The 17,915-nt window shown below is 73.7% G+C and carries 15 protein-coding genes and 2 riboswitches; of the genes, 4 read left to right on the forward strand and 11 right to left on the reverse strand.

Annotated elements, in window-relative coordinates; translation table 11 throughout:
• The first annotated feature begins 13 nt into the window (after positions 1-13).
• Positions 14-607, forward strand: coding sequence for a TetR/AcrR family transcriptional regulator (locus TCUR_RS11985; protein WP_012852769.1), 594 nt, complete (start codon positions 14-16; stop codon positions 605-607).
• Positions 608-626: 19 nt separating this feature from the next.
• Here TCUR_RS11985 and TCUR_RS11990 read toward each other — a convergent pair whose 3' ends face one another.
• From TCUR_RS11990 to TCUR_RS12000, 3 genes are read right to left on the reverse strand one after another with little or no spacing between them, the layout of a single operon-like run.
• The gene (locus TCUR_RS11990) at positions 627-1,268 is read right to left on the reverse strand and encodes a LutC/YkgG family protein (protein WP_012852770.1); all 642 of its coding nucleotides are present in this window, start codon (positions 1,266-1,268) and stop codon (positions 627-629) included.
• Positions 1,265-2,704, reverse strand: coding sequence for a lactate utilization protein B (locus TCUR_RS11995; RefSeq protein WP_012852771.1), 1,440 nt, complete (start codon positions 2,702-2,704; stop codon positions 1,265-1,267). The genes TCUR_RS11990 and TCUR_RS11995 overlap by 4 nt, the downstream gene beginning before the upstream one ends.
• The gene (locus TCUR_RS12000) at positions 2,701-3,435 is read right to left on the reverse strand and encodes a (Fe-S)-binding protein (protein WP_012852772.1); all 735 of its coding nucleotides are present in this window, start codon (positions 3,433-3,435) and stop codon (positions 2,701-2,703) included. Before TCUR_RS12000 ends, TCUR_RS11995 begins: the two co-directional genes overlap by 4 nt.
• A 267-nt stretch (positions 3,436-3,702) precedes the next feature.
• Here TCUR_RS12000 and TCUR_RS12005 point away from each other — a divergent pair, with 267 nt between their 5' ends.
• Complete coding sequence (locus TCUR_RS12005) at positions 3,703-3,906, forward strand: DUF5999 family protein (protein ID WP_012852773.1); 204 nt, start codon at positions 3,703-3,705, stop codon at positions 3,904-3,906.
• A 145-nt stretch (positions 3,907-4,051) separates the two neighbouring features.
• Here the strand turns inward: TCUR_RS12005 and TCUR_RS12010 are convergent, their stop codons facing one another.
• The 3 genes from TCUR_RS12010 to gcvP form a co-directional block, all read right to left on the reverse strand.
• Positions 4,052-4,666 carry an alpha/beta hydrolase family protein gene (locus TCUR_RS12010; protein ID WP_012852774.1) on the reverse strand — a complete coding sequence of 205 codons (615 nt, stop codon included), beginning with the start codon at positions 4,664-4,666 and terminating at the stop codon, positions 4,052-4,054.
• Positions 4,667-4,707: 41 nt separating this feature from the next.
• On the reverse strand, positions 4,708-5,790 hold the full coding sequence (locus tag TCUR_RS12015; protein ID WP_012852775.1) for a tetratricopeptide repeat protein: 1,083 nt from the start codon (positions 5,788-5,790) through the stop codon (positions 4,708-4,710).
• 121 nt (positions 5,791-5,911) lie between these two features.
• A complete protein-coding gene (gcvP, locus tag TCUR_RS12020) occupies positions 5,912-8,755 on the reverse strand; it encodes an aminomethyl-transferring glycine dehydrogenase (RefSeq protein WP_012852776.1) in 2,844 nt (947 codons plus the stop codon).
• 93 nt (positions 8,756-8,848) lie between these two features.
• Positions 8,849-8,968: riboswitch (glycine riboswitch) on the reverse strand.
• Positions 8,969-9,064: riboswitch (glycine riboswitch) on the reverse strand.
• Positions 9,065-9,331: 267 nt separating this feature from the next.
• Here gcvP and TCUR_RS12025 point away from each other — a divergent pair.
• The gene (locus TCUR_RS12025) at positions 9,332-11,863 is read left to right on the forward strand and encodes a flippase-like domain-containing protein (RefSeq protein ID WP_012852777.1); all 2,532 of its coding nucleotides are present in this window, start codon (positions 9,332-9,334) and stop codon (positions 11,861-11,863) included.
• Positions 11,864-11,978: 115 nt separating this feature from the next.
• Here the strand turns inward: TCUR_RS12025 and TCUR_RS12030 are convergent, their stop codons facing one another.
• From TCUR_RS12030 to TCUR_RS12050, 5 genes are all read right to left on the reverse strand, one after another.
• The gene (locus tag TCUR_RS12030; protein ID WP_012852778.1) at positions 11,979-12,590 is read right to left on the reverse strand and encodes a MerR family transcriptional regulator; all 612 of its coding nucleotides are present in this window, start codon (positions 12,588-12,590) and stop codon (positions 11,979-11,981) included.
• A 298-nt stretch (positions 12,591-12,888) separates the two neighbouring features.
• Positions 12,889-13,359: a bifunctional nuclease family protein gene (locus tag TCUR_RS12035; protein WP_012852779.1), complete on the reverse strand. Its 471-nt coding sequence runs from the start codon at positions 13,357-13,359 to the stop codon at positions 12,889-12,891.
• Between the two features lie 140 nt (positions 13,360-13,499).
• The gene (gene ftsR / locus TCUR_RS12040; RefSeq protein ID WP_012852780.1) at positions 13,500-14,210 is read right to left on the reverse strand and encodes a transcriptional regulator FtsR; all 711 of its coding nucleotides are present in this window, start codon (positions 14,208-14,210) and stop codon (positions 13,500-13,502) included.
• Between the two features lie 120 nt (positions 14,211-14,330).
• Positions 14,331-14,867: an FHA domain-containing protein gene (locus TCUR_RS12045; protein WP_012852781.1), complete on the reverse strand. Its 537-nt coding sequence runs from the start codon at positions 14,865-14,867 to the stop codon at positions 14,331-14,333.
• 410 nt (positions 14,868-15,277) lie between these two features.
• Positions 15,278-16,600 (reverse strand): cytochrome P450, encoded by a 1,323-nt coding sequence (locus TCUR_RS12050; RefSeq protein WP_148233001.1) that lies wholly within the window; start codon positions 16,598-16,600, stop codon positions 15,278-15,280.
• Positions 16,601-16,873: 273 nt separating this feature from the next.
• Here TCUR_RS12050 and TCUR_RS12055 point away from each other — a divergent pair, with 273 nt between their 5' ends.
• Positions 16,874-17,857, forward strand: coding sequence for a pectate lyase family protein (locus TCUR_RS12055; RefSeq protein ID WP_012852783.1), 984 nt, complete (start codon positions 16,874-16,876; stop codon positions 17,855-17,857).
• The last annotated feature ends 58 nt before the right edge of the window (positions 17,858-17,915 follow it).

Genomic DNA, 17,915 nt, shown 5'->3' on the forward strand with positions numbered 1-17,915 from the left:
GTACGCTACCACCATGCCGCGAGTGGTCGATCATGAAGCCCGGCGGGCCGAGATCATCTCCGCCGTCCTGGCGCTGGTGGCCGAGGAGGGCGCAGAAGGCGTGACGGTCCGCCGGGCGGCCGCCGCCGCGGGGCTGTCCACCGGCGCCCTGGCGCACTACTTCGCCGACAAGGACGAGCTGCTGGCCGCCGCCTTCGTCGAGGTCGCCCGGCGGGTCGGCCGCAGGGTGGCGGCCGTCTCCGCCGAACGGGACCCCGCCGACCTGCTGCACCATGCGATCACCGCGGTGCTGCCGCTGGACGCCGAACGGCGCGCCGAGGCCCGCGCCTGGCTGGCCTTCCTGGACCGGGCCCTGGTCCGGCAGGAGGTCGCGGCGCTGCAGCGCGAGGTCTATGCGCGCTGGCGGCGGCAGTACGCCGAGATCCTCCGGGCCGGCCGGCGCGCCGGCGTCTTCCGCGCCGACCTGGACTGCGAGGCGACCGCGGCCTGGCTCATCGCCGTGGCCGACGGGCTCACCCTGCAGCTGGTCTTCGACCCCGCGGCACTGGCCGCCGACGCCGTGGAGAAGCTGATCGCCTCCCACATCGACGCCCTGCGGCCCCGCTGAGCCGCCCCGGGCCTCCTGCTCAGTCCTCCACGACCAGGATCTCCAGGGCGCGCGGGCCGTGCACCCCGGGCGCCCGTTCCAGCTCCACATCGAAGGTGGTCGCCGGGCCGCTGATCCAGGTCAGCGGGCGGCAGGGGTCCAGGCGGGCGATCGCCTCGGGCACCGTGCCGACGATCTGGTCGGCGTGCACCACGCACAGGTGGTAGTCGGGCACCAGCGTCAGCGCCCGGCGGCCCTGCGCCCGGCCGCCGTCCAGCACGACCGTGCCGGTGCGGGCCACCGCCACCGCGCAGCCGGTCACCACCCCGTCGGCGCTCTGCAGCACGGACGTCGCCAGCGCGCCGCCGGAGTCGGCCACCGCCTCCACCCCCTCCAGCTGGGACAGCCAGCCGTAGGGCAGATCGGGGGGCACCACGATGCGCTTGGTCTCCCGGGCCCACAATGCGGCGGCGATCGCGGTGGCCAGCTCATCGGCGCTCACATGGCGGACGGCCGCCCGCTGCTCGGCGATCCGCTCGCTGAACAGGGCGATCACATCGGCGCGCTCGGCGGCCTCCTGGCCGGTGAGCCGGTGGTGATAGTCCCGGGGGACCTGCGGGAGGGCGCCGTCGCCCTTGCCGAGCGCCCGGCGCACCCGCTGCAGGATCTGTTCTCTGCTCACCTGCGCCTCCAGCGGAAGCGGAAGGGGTCGCGGGGCGGGGCGGGCAGGTCGCGGGCCTCGGTCCACTTGCCCAGCAGGCCCGGCAGGCGCTGGATGCGGCCGTCCCGCGCCAGCAGCCGGGCCCAGCGCACTCCCCGGCGGAGCGTGGACTCATACCGCCGCCGGTCGCTCATCGCCCAGGCCAGGGTGCGCATCAGCACCATCTCCGGCGGCGGCACCGGCAGGCTGCGGCGCGCCTGGACGACCTTGCCGCGCAGGTGCACCAGCACACCCGGGATGTCGATCTCCACCGGGCAGACGTCGCCGCACGCCCCGCACAACGTGGAGGCGAACGGCAGCGACGCCTCGGCGGCGCCGTCCACCCCGCGGGTCTGCGGCGTCCAGACCGCGCCGATCGGACCGGACAGCTCCCCTCCCCCGGCGGCGGCGTAGGCGGCGCCGCCGGTGCGTTCGTACACCGGGCACACCGGCAGGCAGGCCGCGCAGCGGATGCAGCGCAGGGCCGACCGCCCCACCCGGTCGGCCAGCATCGCGGTGCGGCCGTTGTCCAGCAGCACCAGATGCATGCGGGCGGGACCGTCGTGCTCTGACACCCCGGTCCAGGTGCTGACGTACGGGCTCATCCGCTCGCCGGCGGCCGCGCGCGGCAGCAGCTGCAGCACCACCTCCAGGTCCCGCCAGGACGGCACCACCTGGTCGATGCCCAGCACGCAGATCAGCGTCTCGGGCACGGTCAGGCACACCCGGCCGCCGCCGTCGCCCTCCGGCAGCACCAGCGTGCCGGTCTCGGCCACGGCGAAGGCCGGCCCGATGACGGCGATGCGGGCCGACAGCAGCCGCTCGCGCGTCTGGGCGCGCACGGCGTCGGCCAGCTCGGCCGGATCGGTGCCCAGTTCCTCGGGCACGCCGGGCAGCCTGCGCACCAGCAGCCGGTGGATCTCGGCGCGGTCGCGGTGGATCGCCGGCAGCAGAAAGTGCGCCGGGTGGTCCTCCCCCGCCAGGTGCAGCACCAGCTCGCCCAGCCCGGTGTGCACGGCGGCGATCCCGGCCCGCTCCAGCGCCCGCTCCAGGCCGATCTCCCCCAGCACCGGGGCCGGGGCCTTGATCACCTCGGTCTGCCCGCCGGCCCGCACCAGGTCGATCACGATCCGGGCGGCCTCGGCGCCGGTGGCGGCCCAGTGCACGGTGCCGCCGGCGTCGGTGACGGCCTGCTCCAAGGTCTCCAGCTGGGTGTCCAGCGACAGCAGGGCGCGGTCGCGGACGGCGCGGCCCGCCCGGCGCAGCCGCTCCCAGTCGGGAGCCTCGGCGGTGGCGGCGGCCCGGCGGCGGCGCAGCGCCGCCATGGCCCGGCTCAGGTTGTGGCGCCGGCCGGTGTCGGCCAGCGCCTGCCGGGCCGCGACGGCGAACTTCGAGGGTGCGGGCGGGAGCGGGCTCATGAGGTGTGCTCCGTGGCGGCCAGGATCTCTGCCAGGTGCATCGTGCGCACGCCGCTGCGCAGCCGCGACAGCGCGCCGCCGATGTGGGTCAGGCAGGAGTTGTCGACCGCGCAGACCACCTCGGCGGCGCTGTGCCGGATGTGGCGGACCTTGTCGGCGACCATGGCCACCGACACGTCCGGGTTCTTCATCGCGAAGGTGCCGCCGAAGCCGCAGCACTCCTCGGCCGCCGGCAGCTCGGCCAGCTCCAGCCCGCGCACCGCGCGCAGCAGCCGCAGCGGGCGGTCCCCCAGCTGCAGCGCCCGCAGCGAGTGGCAGGTGGGGTGGTAGGCGACCCGGTGCGGGAAATAGGCGCCCACGTCCACCGTGCCCAGCACGTCCACCAGGAACTCCGTCAGCTCATAGACGGTCAGTGCGGCCGCCGCGCGGGCCAGCGCCTCGTCCCCGGCGGCCCGGGCGATGCGCGGGTAGGCGTCGCGGATGGTGCTCGCGCAGGAGGCCGAGGGGGTCACCACCACCTGCCGGGGATCGTCGAAGAGCCCGGTGAGGCGGCGGGCCAGTGCGGCGGCCTCCCGGTGGTAGCCGGTGGCCCAGTGCATCTGGCCGCAGCAGGTCTGCTCGGCGGTGAAGGACACCCGGCAGCCCAGCCGGGTCAGCAGGGCGGCGACGGCCTCGCCGGTGCGGGGGAACAACGCGTCGTTGAAGCAGGCCACGAAGAGCGCGACGCGCATCAGGTCCCTCCCTCACCCCTGCGTTGTCAGCGGCATCTTAGGAAAGTTTCATGATCACACGAGGAATTCCATCACTCGGCGTGGCGCAACGACTCCGCAGCGCAAAGTGCGGGTATGGCCCGGACCGCCTATGAATGCAGGTGAGTGCCAGATCAACAAATCGTCCCAACGGGCTATATCGCAGTGGTCTGAACCACAGCAAACTGGTGAACGTCCAAAGAGACAGCTCCGTACGTCCACTGTTAGTCGAAGACCGGAGGCACGCCGATGTGCCCGCACCAGCCGCCCTGTCCCTCGCACGATGCACCCAACCGTGACGCCGCGCGCACGGTGGCCCGTCACCCCGAGCAGGGGTGGAGCCTGCTGTGCAACGGCGTGGTGGTGTTCGAGGACACCGGTGAGCTGCTGCCCGACGGGGGAGTCATCGCACCGCACCGGCCGGTCGTCAGGCCGGCTGCGACCTCGGCTTGAAAGCGGGGGAGCCTTGCCTCGCCCGCCGTCTCGGCGGGCGAGGCGCAGATTCGGTCCCCTCGGGGGACTAGTCCATCAGGGTGATCTTCCTCGGGGGCGTCACCACCCGTCCGTGACCACCGCCGATCCGGGCCCGGAGCCGTCTTCATCCCACGGCTTCGGGCCCGGTTCCGCTCCAGCGGCGCAGCCAGGGCTCCACCGCCGCCCCGACCGCGGCCGGGTTCTTGGCCAGCTCGTGCCGCTCCCCCGGCAGCACCGTCACGTGCGTGGCGTCGGCCGGGCCGGGGACGCCGAAGGGGTCGCGTTCTCCGTTGACCACCAGCACCTCGGTGCCAGCGGTGCGCAGCTCTTCTGCCCGGGAGACCTCCGGGCGGCCCGGCGGGTGCAGCGGGAAGGCCAGCGCCACCACGCCGACGGCGCCCGCCTTGCGGGCGGTGCGGCAGGCCACCCGCGCCCCGTTGCTGCGTCCGCCCTGGATCAGCGGACGGTCGCCGATCCGTTCCCGCAGCGCCTCGATGACCTCCAGCCAGGCCTCGTCCTGCCGGGCGGGCGAACCGGGCGCCCGCCGTCCCGCCAGGCGGAACGGCTGCAGGACGCGGGCGACCGCCCCGCCGAGATCGAGCGCGACCCGCCGCACCGCCAGCAGGTCGGGGGCCTGCACTCCCCCGCTGGAGCCGTGGGTGAGCACCAGCCAGAACCGGGGCCGCGCCACCTCGTCCAAGGTGACCTCCGCGGGCCCCTGCGCCGTCGTGATCTGCATGCGCCCACGCTAGCGCCGGCTCCGGCGCCCTCCGGGTGCGGTCAGCGCCCGGGCGGGCCGGAGGCGGGATCGGTGAGGCTGTCGCGCAGCAGGTCGCCCCAGGGGTAGTCGGCGGCCACATCCAGCAGCGCCCGGCGCAGCCGGCGCGCGTCGTCGGCCTGCCCCACCGCCGCCAGCGCGTACATGCGTTCCACGGCCTCGAACGCCTCACCGGCCAGGGCGGGCAGGGCGCCCTCGGCCACGGCCGACTCCACCACCGGCTCCCACCAGCGGGCGCCGCTCTCCTCCCCGCCGGCCGCGAAATCCCGGCGCAGCCTGGCGCGGACCTGCTCGGCCACGCCCGGCTGTGCCAGGCCGTGCGCCCACACCCGCGCGGCCTCCTCGGTGCGGCCGCGCAGCGGCAGGGTGCGCGCCAGCAGCTCGGTGGCCAGCGGCCCGATGTCCGGGTCGGCGGCGGCCTCCGGGTCCTCCAGCACCGCGCCGAACGCCCCGATCGCCTGGTCCAGGTAGGCGATGCCGACGGCGGTGGCCAGGCGGGCGTAGGCGTAAGGGGCCGACTCCCGGTCGATCATGCGCAGCGCCTCGGCCAGCACCCGCTGGGCGCGGGCGGGCTCGCCCCGCTCCAGCAGCCGCCGTCCCAGATCGTGGGCGGCGGCCGGGGCGTACTGCGGGTCGCCGGTGTCGATGGTGCGCTCCCACCACCGCCGGGCCGTCTCGAAGTCGCCGGCCTCGTCGGCGAGCTGGGCCAGCGCCAGCAGCGCCGGGGGCAGGTAGCGGGGGTTGCCGAAGTCCACCACGATCCGCCAGGCCCGGGCGGCCTCCTCCGCCTCACCGGCCCGCTCGTGCAGCAGCGCCAGATGGTAGGCCGCGCGCGGCCCGTACTCGGGGTCGCCGCTGTCGATGGCGATCCAGTCGGCCCGGCGGGCCCCGGCCTCATCCCCCACATCGTCCAGGACGACGGCCAGCCCGAGGGCGGCGCGGGGCCGCACCGGTCCCTCGCCCGTCTCCAGCGCCCGCCGGAACAGGTCGGCGGCCTCGGCGGGCCGGCCGCCTTCGGCGAGCAGCCGGGCCTGCTCGCACAGCGATGCGGGGTCTGCGGTGGCCTCATCCGGCGTGGTGCTCATGGTGCCTTCGCAGGGTCGGCGGGCGGATCGTGTCCATCCGAGCCTACCGAGCGGCCGGCGGCCCGGGCGGCGAAACGCCGGGCGGAACGCCGGGTTTTCCCGGCGCTCCGCCCGGAGCGTCTCAGTCCTCGAAGGCCTGCGGAGGCGGGCAGGAGCACACCAGGTTGCGGTCGCCGTAGGCCTGGTCGATGCGGCGCACCGGCGGCCAGTACTTGGACTCCCGCAGCGACGGCAGCGGGTAGGCGGCCTCCTCCCGGCTGTAGGGGTGCTTCCAGTCGTCGCCGATCAGGTGCTCGGCGGTGTGCGGGGCGTTCTTGAGCGGGTTGTCGGCGCGGTCGTAGGTGCCGTCGGCCACCCGGTCGATCTCCCGGCGGATCTGGATCATGGCGTCGCAGAAGCGGTCCAGCTCGGCCAGGTTCTCGCTCTCGGTGGGCTCGATCATCAAGGTGCCGGCCACCGGGAAGGCCAGCGTGGGGGCGTGGAAGCCGTAGTCGATCAGCCGCTTGGCCACGTCCTCGGCGGTGATGCCGGTCTCCTTGGTGATCTTGCGGAGGTCGGCGATGCACTCGTGCGCCACCAGCCCGCCGCGGCCGGTGTACAGGATCGGGTAGTAGGGGTCCAGCCGCCGGGCCACGTAGTTGGCGGCCAGGATGGCGCCCTCGGTGGCCTCGCGCAGCCCGTCGGCGCCCATCATCGCGATGTAGGCCCAGGAGATCGGCAGGATGCCCGCCGAGCCCCACGGCGCCGCCGAGATCGGGCCGATCCCGCCGCCTTCAGGGCCGGCCTCCGGGCGCAGCGGGTGGCCGGGCAGGAACGGCACCAGGTGCTCGCGCACGGCCACCGGGCCGACGCCGGGACCGCCGCCGCCGTGCGGGATGCAGAAGGTCTTGTGCAGGTTCAGGTGGGAGACGTCGGAGCCGAACTCCCCGGGCCGGGCCAGCCCCACCAGCGCGTTGAGGTTGGCGCCGTCCACGTACACCTGGCCGCCGGCCTCGTGCACGGCCCGGCAGACCTCGGTGATGGTCTCCTCGAACACCCCGTGGGTGGAGGGGTAGGTCACCATGATCGCGGCCAGGTTCTCCCCGTGCTGGGCGATCTTGGCGTGCAGGTCGTCCATGTCGATGTTGCCGCCGGCGTCGCACTTGACGACCACCACGCGCATGCCCGCCATGGCGGCGCTGGCGGCGTTGGTGCCGTGCGCCGAGGCCGGGATCAGGCACACGTTGCGGTGGCCCTCGCCGCGGGAGGCGTGGTAGCCGCGGATGGCCAGCAGCCCGGCCAGCTCGCCCTGGGAGCCGGCGTTGGGCTGCACGGAGACCTTGGCGTACCCGGTGATCTCCGCCAGCCAGCCCTCCAGCTCATCGATCAGCTCCAGGTAGCCGCGGGCCTGGTCCAGCGGGGCGAACGGGTGGATGCCGGAGAACTCCGGCCAGGTGATGGGCTCCATCTCGGTGGTGGCGTTGAGCTTCATCGTGCACGAGCCCAGCGGGATCATCGTGCGGTCCAACGCCAGGTCCTTGTCCTGCAGGCGGCGCAGGTAGCGCAGCATCGCCGTCTCGGAGCGGTGGGCGTGGAAGACCGGGTGGGTCAGGTAGTCGCTGTCGCGGCGCAGGCCGGCCAGCAGGTCCCCCTCCGGCTCGGGCGCCTGCGGCCCGGCGCCGAAGGCCTCCAGGACGGCGGAGATGTGCTCGTCGGTGGTGGTCTCATCGCAGGTGATCCCGACATGGTCGGCGTCCACCGGGCGCAGGTTGATGCCGCGCTCCAGCGCGGCGGCGATCACCTCGGCGGCCCGGCCGGGCACGCGGGCCAGCACGGTGTCGAAGAACACCTCGTGGACCAGCTCGATCCCGGCCGCCCGCAGCCCGGCGGCCAGGGAGCGGGCGCGGTGGTGCACCCGCTCGGCGATCGCCCGCAGCCCCTCGGGGCCGTGGTAGACGGCGTACATGCCGGCCATCACCGCCAGCAGCACCTGGGCGGTGCAGATGTTGCTGGTGGCCTTCTCGCGGCGGATGTGCTGCTCACGGGTCTGCAGCGCCAGCCGGTAGGCCGGGCGGCCGTCGGCGTCCACCGACACCCCGACCAGCCGTCCGGGCAGCTGGCGCTGGATGCCCTCGCGGACGGCCAGGTACCCGGCGTGCGGGCCGCCGAAGCCGTAGGGGACGCCGAACCGCTGGGCCGAGCCCACGGCGATGTCGGCGCCCAGCTCCCCGGGCGGGCGCAGCAGGGTGAGCGCCAGCAGGTCGGCGGCCACGATCAGCTGGGCGCCGCGCTCTTTGACCTGCGCGGCCAGCGGGGCCAGGTCGCGCACGGCACCGCCGGTGCCCGGGTACTGCACCAGCGCCCCGAAGAACGCCCCCTCGGGCAGGCCGGCGGTCAGATCGGCGACCACGACCTCGATGCCCAGCGGCAGCGCGCGGGTGCGCACCACCTCGATGGTCTGCGGCAGCACATCGGCGTCCACCAGGAAGGTGCCGCCGGTCTTGGCCTTGGTCAGCCGGTGCGCCAGCGCCATCGCCTCGGCCGCGGCGGTGCCCTCATCCAGCATGGAGGCGTTGGCCACCGGTAGGCCGGTCAGGTCGGCCACCACGGTCTGGAAGTTCAGCAGCGCCTCCAGCCGGCCCTGGGAGATCTCCGGCTGGTAGGGGGTGTAGGCGGTGTACCAGCCGGGGTTCTCCAGCACGTTGCGCAAGATCACCCCGGGGGTGACGGTGCCGTGGTAGCCCAGCCCGATCATGGAGGTCAGCACCCGGTTGCGGGAGGCCAGCTCACGCAGCCGGGCCAAGGCGGCGCTCTCGCTGAGCGGGGGCGGCAGCCGCAGCGGGCGGGCGGTGCGGATCGCCTCGGGCACCGCGTCGTCGATCAGCGCGTCGATGTCGGCGTAGCCGAGATACGCCAGCATGCGCGCGCGTTCGTCGGGGGAAGGTCCGATGTGCCGGTCGGCGAACGTGGTCTGTGCTGTCGTCATCGCTGGGGAGCCTCCCTGGGCTGCACCGCGGCCGGCGCGGCGGACTGGCGGTCGTGCGGGCCCCCGGCCGCCTCGGGCGGCCGATGACCACCGGTCTCCCCCTCTGTCGTCTGCACCTGAGAGCTTCGCCCGCCCGCTGCGCGGCGGACTTGCACCGTCGGTGAGACGCCGTTCCCAGATATGCCCGGGAACACGCCTGCTTTCCAGAGCTGCCTCGCCCGCACGGTCCTTTTGCCTGAGAGGTTCCGGGGAGGGTTGCCCCTTCGGCGCCCCACACTGGCGGTGTGGGGTCTCTCCCGCACGGGGTCGTCGGCTATGCCGGAAAACTCTATCCAACCGTCGCCGCTGCGGCCCAAACCGGCCCGCTCCCGCCGGGAAGGCGCAGGCCAGTGCCGCATGGGCGGTCCGCGGGGGCCGCTACGATGTCCCGGCACGACGGATGGTTGGACGGCTTGAGGCCGGGAACGGCGGGACGTGGCTGGGAGCAGGCGGACGTGGAGCTGAGGGAGGCCCTCGACGCGCCGCCGCCGGTTCTGGGACGCTGATCGCGATGAAGCGCCCGGACGGTGGTGCCGCATGACGGCGGCCCGTGACCACGCGGTGACCCGGCCGGTCGCCTCCCCCGGCAGGCCCGCCGGAGAGGAATCCCAGGTGCACGCCGAGGAATCCGCCCAGCGGCCCGCGGCATGCGGGCCGCAGACCGACGCCGCGGCCCCGGGCGAGGGCCCGCACGCCGCGGCGGTGCCCTTCGTGCAGGAGCCCTCACAGCCGCAGCGCATCCGCCGTCCCGCCGACGCCTTCAAGTTCGCCGGCTCGGTGGCCGGGGTGGTCGGCATGCTGCTGCTGGTCAACGTCGCCCAGGGCACCACCCAGGGGCTGCAGACCGACATCCAGGAGGGCACCCGCCTGGCCCCGCACCTGCTGCTGAGCCTGGCCACGCTGATCTCCAGCTTCGGGGTGCTGGCGGTCCCGGTGGCCTTCGCCGTCGACCGGCTGATCCGCCGCGACGGGCTGCGGTTGGCGGTGGGGCTGCTGGCCGCGGTGCTGGCCTTCGCGCTGACCGTGGTGCTGGACGGCTGGGAGATCTCGGCCGCCCCCGGCGGGGTGCTGGACTCGCTGATCTGGGGCGGCACGCACACCGTGCCGCTGCACACCGACATCACCCCGGTGATCGCGTTCGTCACCGCGGTGCGGATGACCGGCCGGCCGCGCTGGCAGGCCGCCATCTGGACGATGATCGCCCTGGCGGCGCTGACCGGGCTGACCGCCCAGTACGCCTCGGTGACGGCGCTGGTGGCCACCTACTTCCTGGGCCGGGCCATCGGCTACGGCACGCTGTATGCGGTCGGCACCCCCAACCCCCGCCCGCCCGGCACCGCGGTGATGGCGGCGCTGAGCCGGCTGGGCCTGCAGCCGGTGCGCGCCCACCGGCTGCCCGACCTGGATGAGGTCCGCCGCTATGAGGTGACCACCGCCGGGCCGCAGGGCCGGCGGCTGGAGGTCATCGTCTTGGACCGCGACCAGCAGACCGCCGGGCTGCTGTACCGGGTGTGGCGGCTGGTGCGGCTGCGCGACCGCTCCACCCGCCGCGCGGTGCGCTCGCTGCGCCGCTCGCTGGAGCAGGAGTCGCTGATGGCTTATGCGCTGCACGCGGCCGGGGTGCGCACCCCCCGGCTGCTGGGCACCAGCGAGGTGGGCACCGAGGCGGCGCTGCTGGCCTATGAGCAGGTGCCGGGACGCACGCTGGCGGAGCTGGACGACGCGGAGATCAGCGACGCCTTCCTCACCGACATCTGGCGGCAGCTGCAGGTGATGCAGCGGGCCCGCCTGGCGCACCGGCGGCTGGAGCCGCAGGCGATCGTGTGCGATGCCGCCGGCGCCGCCTGGATCGTGGACCTGCGCGCCGGGGAGACCGCCGCCAACGACCTGCTGCTGCGGCTGGATCTGGCGCAGCTGCTGACCACGCTGGCGCTGCGGGTGGGCGCCGAGCGGGCCGTGCGCAGCGCCGCCCGGGTGCTGGGGGCGCAGGCGCTGGCCACCGCGGTGCCGCTGCTGCAGCCGGTGGCGCTGCACCGCGGCACCCGGGCGGCGCTGCGGCAGGACCGGGAGCTGCTGACCCGCATCCGCGAGCAGATCGTGCGCCTGGAGCCGGAGATCGAGGTCGCCCCGGTCAATCTGGAGCGCTTCCGGCCCCGCACCATCGTCAGCATCGTCGCGCTGACCATCGCCGCCTACATCGTCTTCCCGCAGCTGAGCAACGTCGACATCGGCGGGCTGGTGGCGCGCGCCCAGTGGTGGTGGGTGGCGGTGGCCGCGGCCGGGGCGGCGGCGACCTACCTGGCGGCGGCCTGGATGCTGATGGGGTTCGTGCCCGAACGGCTGCCGCTGGGCCGCACCCTGCTGGTGCAGCTGGCCGCCTCGTTCGTGAAGCTGGTGGCGCCGGCCGCGGTCACCGGGGTGGCGCTCAACACCCGCTACCTGCAGCGGGCGGGCGTGCGGCCGGGGCCGGCGGTGGCCAGCGTGAGCGCCTCGCAGCTGGTGGGGCTGGCGGTGCATGTGCTGCTGCTGGTGCTGTTCGGCTTCATCACCGGCTCCAGCGCCCATGCCACCGAGAACCTGGCCCCCTCCCCCGTGATCGTCATCGTGCTGCTGGCGGTGGCGGTCACCGCCGGGGTCGCCGCGGCGATCCCGGCGGTGCGCCGGATGGCCGTCCGGCGGCTGCGGTCGATGTTCTCCGGCGTGGTGCCGCGCCTGGCGGACGTGGTGCAGTCGCCGCGCAAGCTGGCCACCGGGTTCGGCGGGACGCTGCTGCTGACCGTGGGGTTCGTGGTGTGCCTGGACGCCTCCATCCGCGCCTTCGGCGGGGAGCTGGAGTGGAGCGCGGTGATGGTGGTCTTTTTGACCGGCAACGCGCTGGGCTCGGCGGCGCCCACGCCGGGCGGGCTGGGCGCCGTGGAGGGCGCCCTGTCGGTGGGGCTGACGATCTCGGGGCTGCCGGCGGAAACCGCCACCTCGGCGGTGCTGCTGTTCCGGCTGCTGACTTTCTGGCTGCCGGTGCTGCCGGGCTGGGCGGCGTTCGCTTATCTGCAGCGCAAGGAGGCGATCTGACGATCGTGCTCGGTTCCAGCGGGAACCCCAGCGCGTATATGATCGTTTGCGAAATATGGGGGAGTTGGGGGGATTTGAAAAACGGGGGTTTTTGTGAAGGGGGTGGACGAATGAGTCAGCCGCTGCGGCGGACCCGGCGGCGGGCGAGTTCGTCGTGCGAGTGGACCTCATCGCGGTCGTCGTCGCGCACCGCGCGCTCGGCCGGCAGTTTGGCCAGGCTGCCTTCCAGCTCCTGCCACACGCGCCCCAAGGCGATGCCGAACACTCCCTGCCCCCCGGCCAGCAGATCGACCACCTCATCGGCGGAGGTGCACTCGTACACGCTGACCCCGTCGCTCATCAAGGTGATCTGGGCCAGATCGCGCACCCCGCGATTGCGCAGATGGGCCACCGCGGCACGGATCTGCTGCAGCGACACCCCGGTGTCCAGCAGCCGTTTGACCACCTTGAGCACCAGGATGTCGCGGAAGCTGTACAGCCGCTGGGTGCCCGATCCGTGCGCAGCGCGGACGCTGGGCTCCACCAGCTGGGTGCGGGCCCAGTAATCCAGCTGCCGGTACGTGATCCCGGCCGCCGCACACGCGGTGGGACCGCGGTAACCGACGTTCTCAGGCGGGGGGGATACCTGAGTGTCGAACAGCAGTCCCTGCTCCCCGGCACGCCGTGAGGCGACTCGCCTGTCAGGGTGCCCAGAGTGCGCCTTGCCCTCGCCGCTGCTCACCGCCACGCGGACCTCCGGCTTCTATCATCCCGTGCCGCTTCGTCAAGGGGGTTTGACGAATTAACACCACGGGTGTTCCACCAGCACGGTAGGTGCCGGTCAGGGTGTGGTCAACGTTCGGCGTCGGCGCGTCGCATGCCCGGATGAACCGGCTTCACGTGGGCAAACTGCACGCCGTCGCCCTCTTGATTCCCTTACCCCGTTTCCCAGAGTAACCAACGGCCGATACCGGCCCTGACACAAGGTCACCTTTTCGGTGACACGGCCGTAACACGGACATGGCACGGCCATGGCGGGGGCGCGCTCAGCCGGACCGGCCGAAGTCCTCCGGCGAGATGGTGTCGAGGAACTCGCGGAACTTCTCCACCTCGTCCTCTTGCTCGTCGGGAATGGACACCCCGGCCTCCTCCAGCACGTCCTCGCTGGCGAAGATCGTGGCGCCGGTGCGCAGCGCCAGCGCGATCGAGTCCGACGGGCGGGCGCTGACCTCCACGCCGTTGGAGAACACCAGATCGGCGAAGAAGATGCCCTCGCGCAGCGCGGTGATGTTGACGGTGCGCAGCTGCACCCCCAGCGCCTCCAGCACGTCCCGGAACAGGTCATGGGTGAGCGGCCGGGCGGGCAGCACGCCCTGCTGGGCGAAGGCGATCGCGGTGGCCTCCACGGCGCCGATCCAGATGGGCAGGTACCGATCCCCAGCCGCCTCCTTCAACAGGACGATCGGCTGGTTGGAGGGCATCTCGACCCGGACGCCGACGACCTCCATCTGTTTCACAGCGGCTCCCTGCTGATTGACGGCTTTCTAGATCGACTCTTGGTGAACCCTGTATGCCAACGTACACCCTCCGCCGCTTAGCGCCTCCCGGCCGGGTTCGGCGCCCGGCGCCGGGCCGTTCACCGGAAGATGTACCCCCCTTATGGGCCCAGGCTCTCCCGCAGTCCCGCCGACACCAGGGCCGAGTGCAGGCTCAGCGACAGCTCCGCCAGCCGGCGGGCCGTGCCCTCGGCCTCGGCATGCCCGTCGCGGCGGCGCAGCAGCGGGGCGATCACCTGCTCGATGAGCGCCAGCTGCCGGTCGGCGGCGGCCTTGAGCACGCGCAGGTGCCGCACCTGCACCCCGTAGGCGCCCAGGGCGCCCGCGGCGCGGGCGATGGCCAGGGCGTCGCCGTCGTAGTGGCGGCCCGAGCGCCGCACCAGCCCGGCCTCCTCCAGCTCCGCCAGCAGCTCCTCGTCGATCGCGGCGCCGTCCAGCAGCTGGCGGCGGGTCAGCCGCATGTCCGCCGGCGCCCGGCCGGCGGCGCCGGCGGCCACCAGCCGCCGGGGGCCGCGGGCGGAGGCGGCCTCCCACGGCGGCGGCACCCGCTCCCCGCGGTCGATGGCCTGCAGGTACTCCTTGATGACCCGCAGCGGCAGGTAGTGGTCGCGCTGCGCGGTCAAGATGAAGCGCAGCCGCTCCACGTCGGCGTGGCTGAACTTGCGGTACCCCGAGGGGGTGCGCTGCGGCTCGATCAGGCCCTCGGCCTCCAGGAAGCGGATCTTGGAGACGGTGACGTCGGGGAACTCCTCCCGCAGCAGGGCCAGGGCGTCCCCGATGTTCATCATCCGGCGGGCCGGCTGGGCGCTCACCGGACCCCTCCCGCCGCCGCGACGGCGCCGCAGGGCGCGGGCCGCCGCACCGCCCGCTCCGGCGCCCGCGGATCGCTCACGCGCCTGCCACCGCCCGTCACCGCTCGCCTGCCGCGTCCGTCAGCCGTGGTGCGGGTTGGTCAGGAACACCAGGCGGAACTTGCCGATCTGGACCTCATCGCCGCTGGACAGGCCGGCGGAGTCGATGCGCCGGCGGTTGACGTAGGTGCCGTTGAGGCTGCCCACGTCGCGCACCGCGAAGGCGCTGCCGTGGCGGGTGAACTCCGCATGCCGCCGGGAGACCGTCACATCGTCCAGGAAGATGTCGCTTTCGGGGTGCCGGCCGGCCGAGGTGCGGTCCTTGTCCAGCAGGAAGCGGCTGCCGGCGTTGGGGCCGCGCTTGACCACCAGCAGGGCGGTGCCCGGCGGCAGCGCCTCCACCGCGACGTGGTCGGCCCCGGCCTCGTCGGCGGGCTGGGCGTCGGGTTCGAACGCCTCGATCCCGCTGAGGGAGATCGTGGACGTGGACTCGCCGGGCGACTCCCGCGGGGGCATGGGGGGCGGGGCGTTACGGGTCAGCGGAGTTCCGCACTGAGAGCAGAAGCGGGCATCGTCCGGATTGGCGTGACCGCACTGCGTGCAGTAGACGCTCGGCATCGATCGGCTCGGCCTCCTACCTTCGGCGTGCTACGGCGCGCCCGCTTGCGCGAACGCGACGACCCGCGCTGCTCTTCCCGGCTCCCGCCCGTCAATACAACGGTTGCCGCAACTTATGCCGGGTGAGCCCGGAGGGTCAACCGAGACAAGGCCCGGGACCATCCAAGCTACTTCTTCAATGATCGCAGGTCTACGCCGCCGCGCGGGACGAGGCGCACGCATTGGCGGCCGGAAAATGCCACCGGGCGCCCCCGCCGCCCCGTCCGCGGGCCCGAACCGCGCGGTCAGGGCATCGTACGGCGCTGTGACCAGGGACGCATCGGCGAATGGGGGCTCAGAGCCGGTTTTGGGCCTCCTTTGGCGCACAGTGGCGAAGGTCATAACGGCCACGAGCTTTACATTGTAGATTTTTAGCGGTTCGGGGTGGGAGCCGCGACGAGCGTCAGCCGCGTGGCGAAGTGGTCCAGGCCGTAGGGCACCGGGCGGCCCTCCCCCAGCCTGGGGGAACGGATCGGCAACGGCTCGTGCCGGCGCAGCAGGGCGGCCAGGAAGGTGGTGGCGGCCAGCAGCGCCAGGTTCTCCCCCGCGCACCGGCCCGCTCCCCCGCCGAAGGGGACGACCGCCTCGTCGGGAACGGCGCGGCCGTCCAGCCAGACCTCGGGGGCGAAGCGGTCGGCATGAGCCAGCGCCTCGCGGTCGCGGTTGAAGAACGGCACGACGATCACAAAGACGCTGCCGGCGGGGACGGTGCGGCCGTGCCAGACGGTCTCGCCGCGGCTCTGCCGCAGGACGGTGCGGGCGACCGGCCACAGCCGCGCCGCCTCCAGCACGCAGGCGCGCAGGTAGGGCACCGCGACCGGCCCGGCCAGGGCGGTGCCCGGCAGCACCGACAGCTCGCCGCGGACCCGCGCCAGGTGGCCGGGATGGGCGGCCAGCAGCGCCAGCGTCCGGTAGGAGACCAGCGCGGTCGCCTCAAAACCCGCCAGCCACCGGGAGACCTGGCTCACCGGGTCGCCCGGCATCCCCTCCGGCAGGCGGGACAGCTCCCCGACCAGGCTGTCGGCCTCGGCGCGCTCCACATACCCCCGCAGCCGCCGCCGGCAGACCTCGGCGGCGATCCTCTCCCGCCCGCCCCGCCGTCGCCGGCCGGTGGCCGTCCGGGCGAGCAGCTCGGTGAGCATCCGGTCCTCGCGGGCCGAATCACCGAGCACCAGGCGCCGGCCCAGGCGGCCGAAGGCGGCGGAGAACTCCCGCCAGGTGAGCTCCCGGCCGGCGGACCGCTCTCCCCCCAGCAGGGCGGCCGCCTCCTGGTAGATGCGCACCATGAACGGGCCGGCGAGCCGGTGGACCACCTGATAGGTGTCCAGCACCGTCTCATCGGCGCGGCGGCGCCGCTGCCGGTCCTCCCCCGCCGGGGCGGGCACGCCGTGGGCCTGCAGACGCGGCGGGACCTTGGCCCGCGCGTCGATCGCGGGCGTGAAACGCCCGGAGGAGTCGGCCAAGAGCCGCCGGACGTCCTCGCGCAGCAGCGGCAGCACCAGCCGGCGGCCGGGGACGGCCAGCCGCAGCGGTCCGGGGCCGTAGCGGCGGCGCAGGTGCGCCAGCAGGCGGACGAGACGGCGGTCGGCGCCCAGCCTGGCGGTCAGGGCGGCCAGGCGGGAGCCGCCGGGGCCCTGGCCCCGCACCGGCCAGGGCACCAGCAGGGTGCCGCCCAGCCGCACGGTGTCGGGCACGGAGGTCTCCTGCACCCGTATCTCGCCGACAGCCCGGTGCCGCGTCATCTGCCCCTCCCAGGTCGCCGGCCGGATTCACCCGGCGCCCCTGGCGTCTACCCCGCGGCGCCGCGCTCATTCCCGCCCCGGCGCACCGGGCGCCGGGTGCCGGCTCACAGCCGCCCCGGCCGCCCGTTGGGGGCGCTCCCCGAAGGCGTGAAAACTTTCCCGCGGCCCTGGAGCGGCCGGAAAGCTCCGTGCTGGACTGTCGGCCCCGCAGCACGAGGAGGAGGCATGTCCATCACGCGTTCGACCATGCTCGCCGGCAGCGGCATCGCGCTCGCCCTGGCCGCCGCCGGCTGCGCGGGCGCCGTCCGGGCGCCCGTCGTCCAGGCGCAGCGCGTCGCGGCCTTCGAAAACAGCCCGGTCGGATTCGCGAGTCTCAACGGAGGCACCACGGGCGGGGCGGGCGGCGCCACGGTGACGGTGCGCACCGCCGCCGAGTTCGCCCGCTATGCCACCGCGAGCGGACGGTATGTGATCCGGGTGAGCGGCACCATCTCCCTGCCGGGGATGCAGAAGGTGTCCTCCGACAAAACGATCATCGGGGTGGGCGCCTCCGGGCGGATCACCGGGGGCGGGTTGACGCTCAGCAAGGTCCGCAACGTCATCATCCGGAACCTGACCTTCACCGGCTCCCGGGACGATGCGATCAACATCGAGCAGTCCTCGACCAACATCTGGATCGACCACAACGACCTGAGCGGCGCCAAGGACGGGCTGATCGACATCAAGCGCGGCTCGGACTACATCACCGTCTCCTGGAACCGGCTGCGCAACCAGGACAAGACGTTCCTGCTCGGGCACTCCGACGACAACGGCTCCGAGGACCGCGGGCGGCTGCGGGTGACCTACGTGCACAACTGGTTCGACGGGACCAACCAGCGCCATCCCCGGGTCCGCTTCGGCAACCCGGTGCACGTGCTGAACAACTACTACAGCAACATCGGCAGCTACGGGGTGGCCTCCACCGAGAACGCCGGGGTCTATGTCGAGCGCAACTACTTCGAGAACACCCGCAGGCCCACGGTGACCCAGACCGGCGACTCCGACCCGGGCAACATCAAGCTGCTCAACAACCACCTGGTCAACTCCGGCACCCCGGCTTCGCGCAACCCGTCCCTGGTGGCCCCGATCCCCTACCCCTACATCCCCGACGGGGCGCCGAACGTCAAGGCGATCGTGACGGCCGGCGCCGGGGTCGGCAAGGTCGGCTGACCCTCCCCACCGGAGCGCTCGCGGTTCGTTCCCGGCCGCAGGACCCTGCGGCCGGGAA

The sequence above is a fragment of the Thermomonospora curvata DSM 43183 genome (assembly GCF_000024385.1).
Taxonomy (GTDB): Bacteria; Actinomycetota; Actinomycetes; order Streptosporangiales; family Streptosporangiaceae; genus Thermomonospora; species Thermomonospora curvata.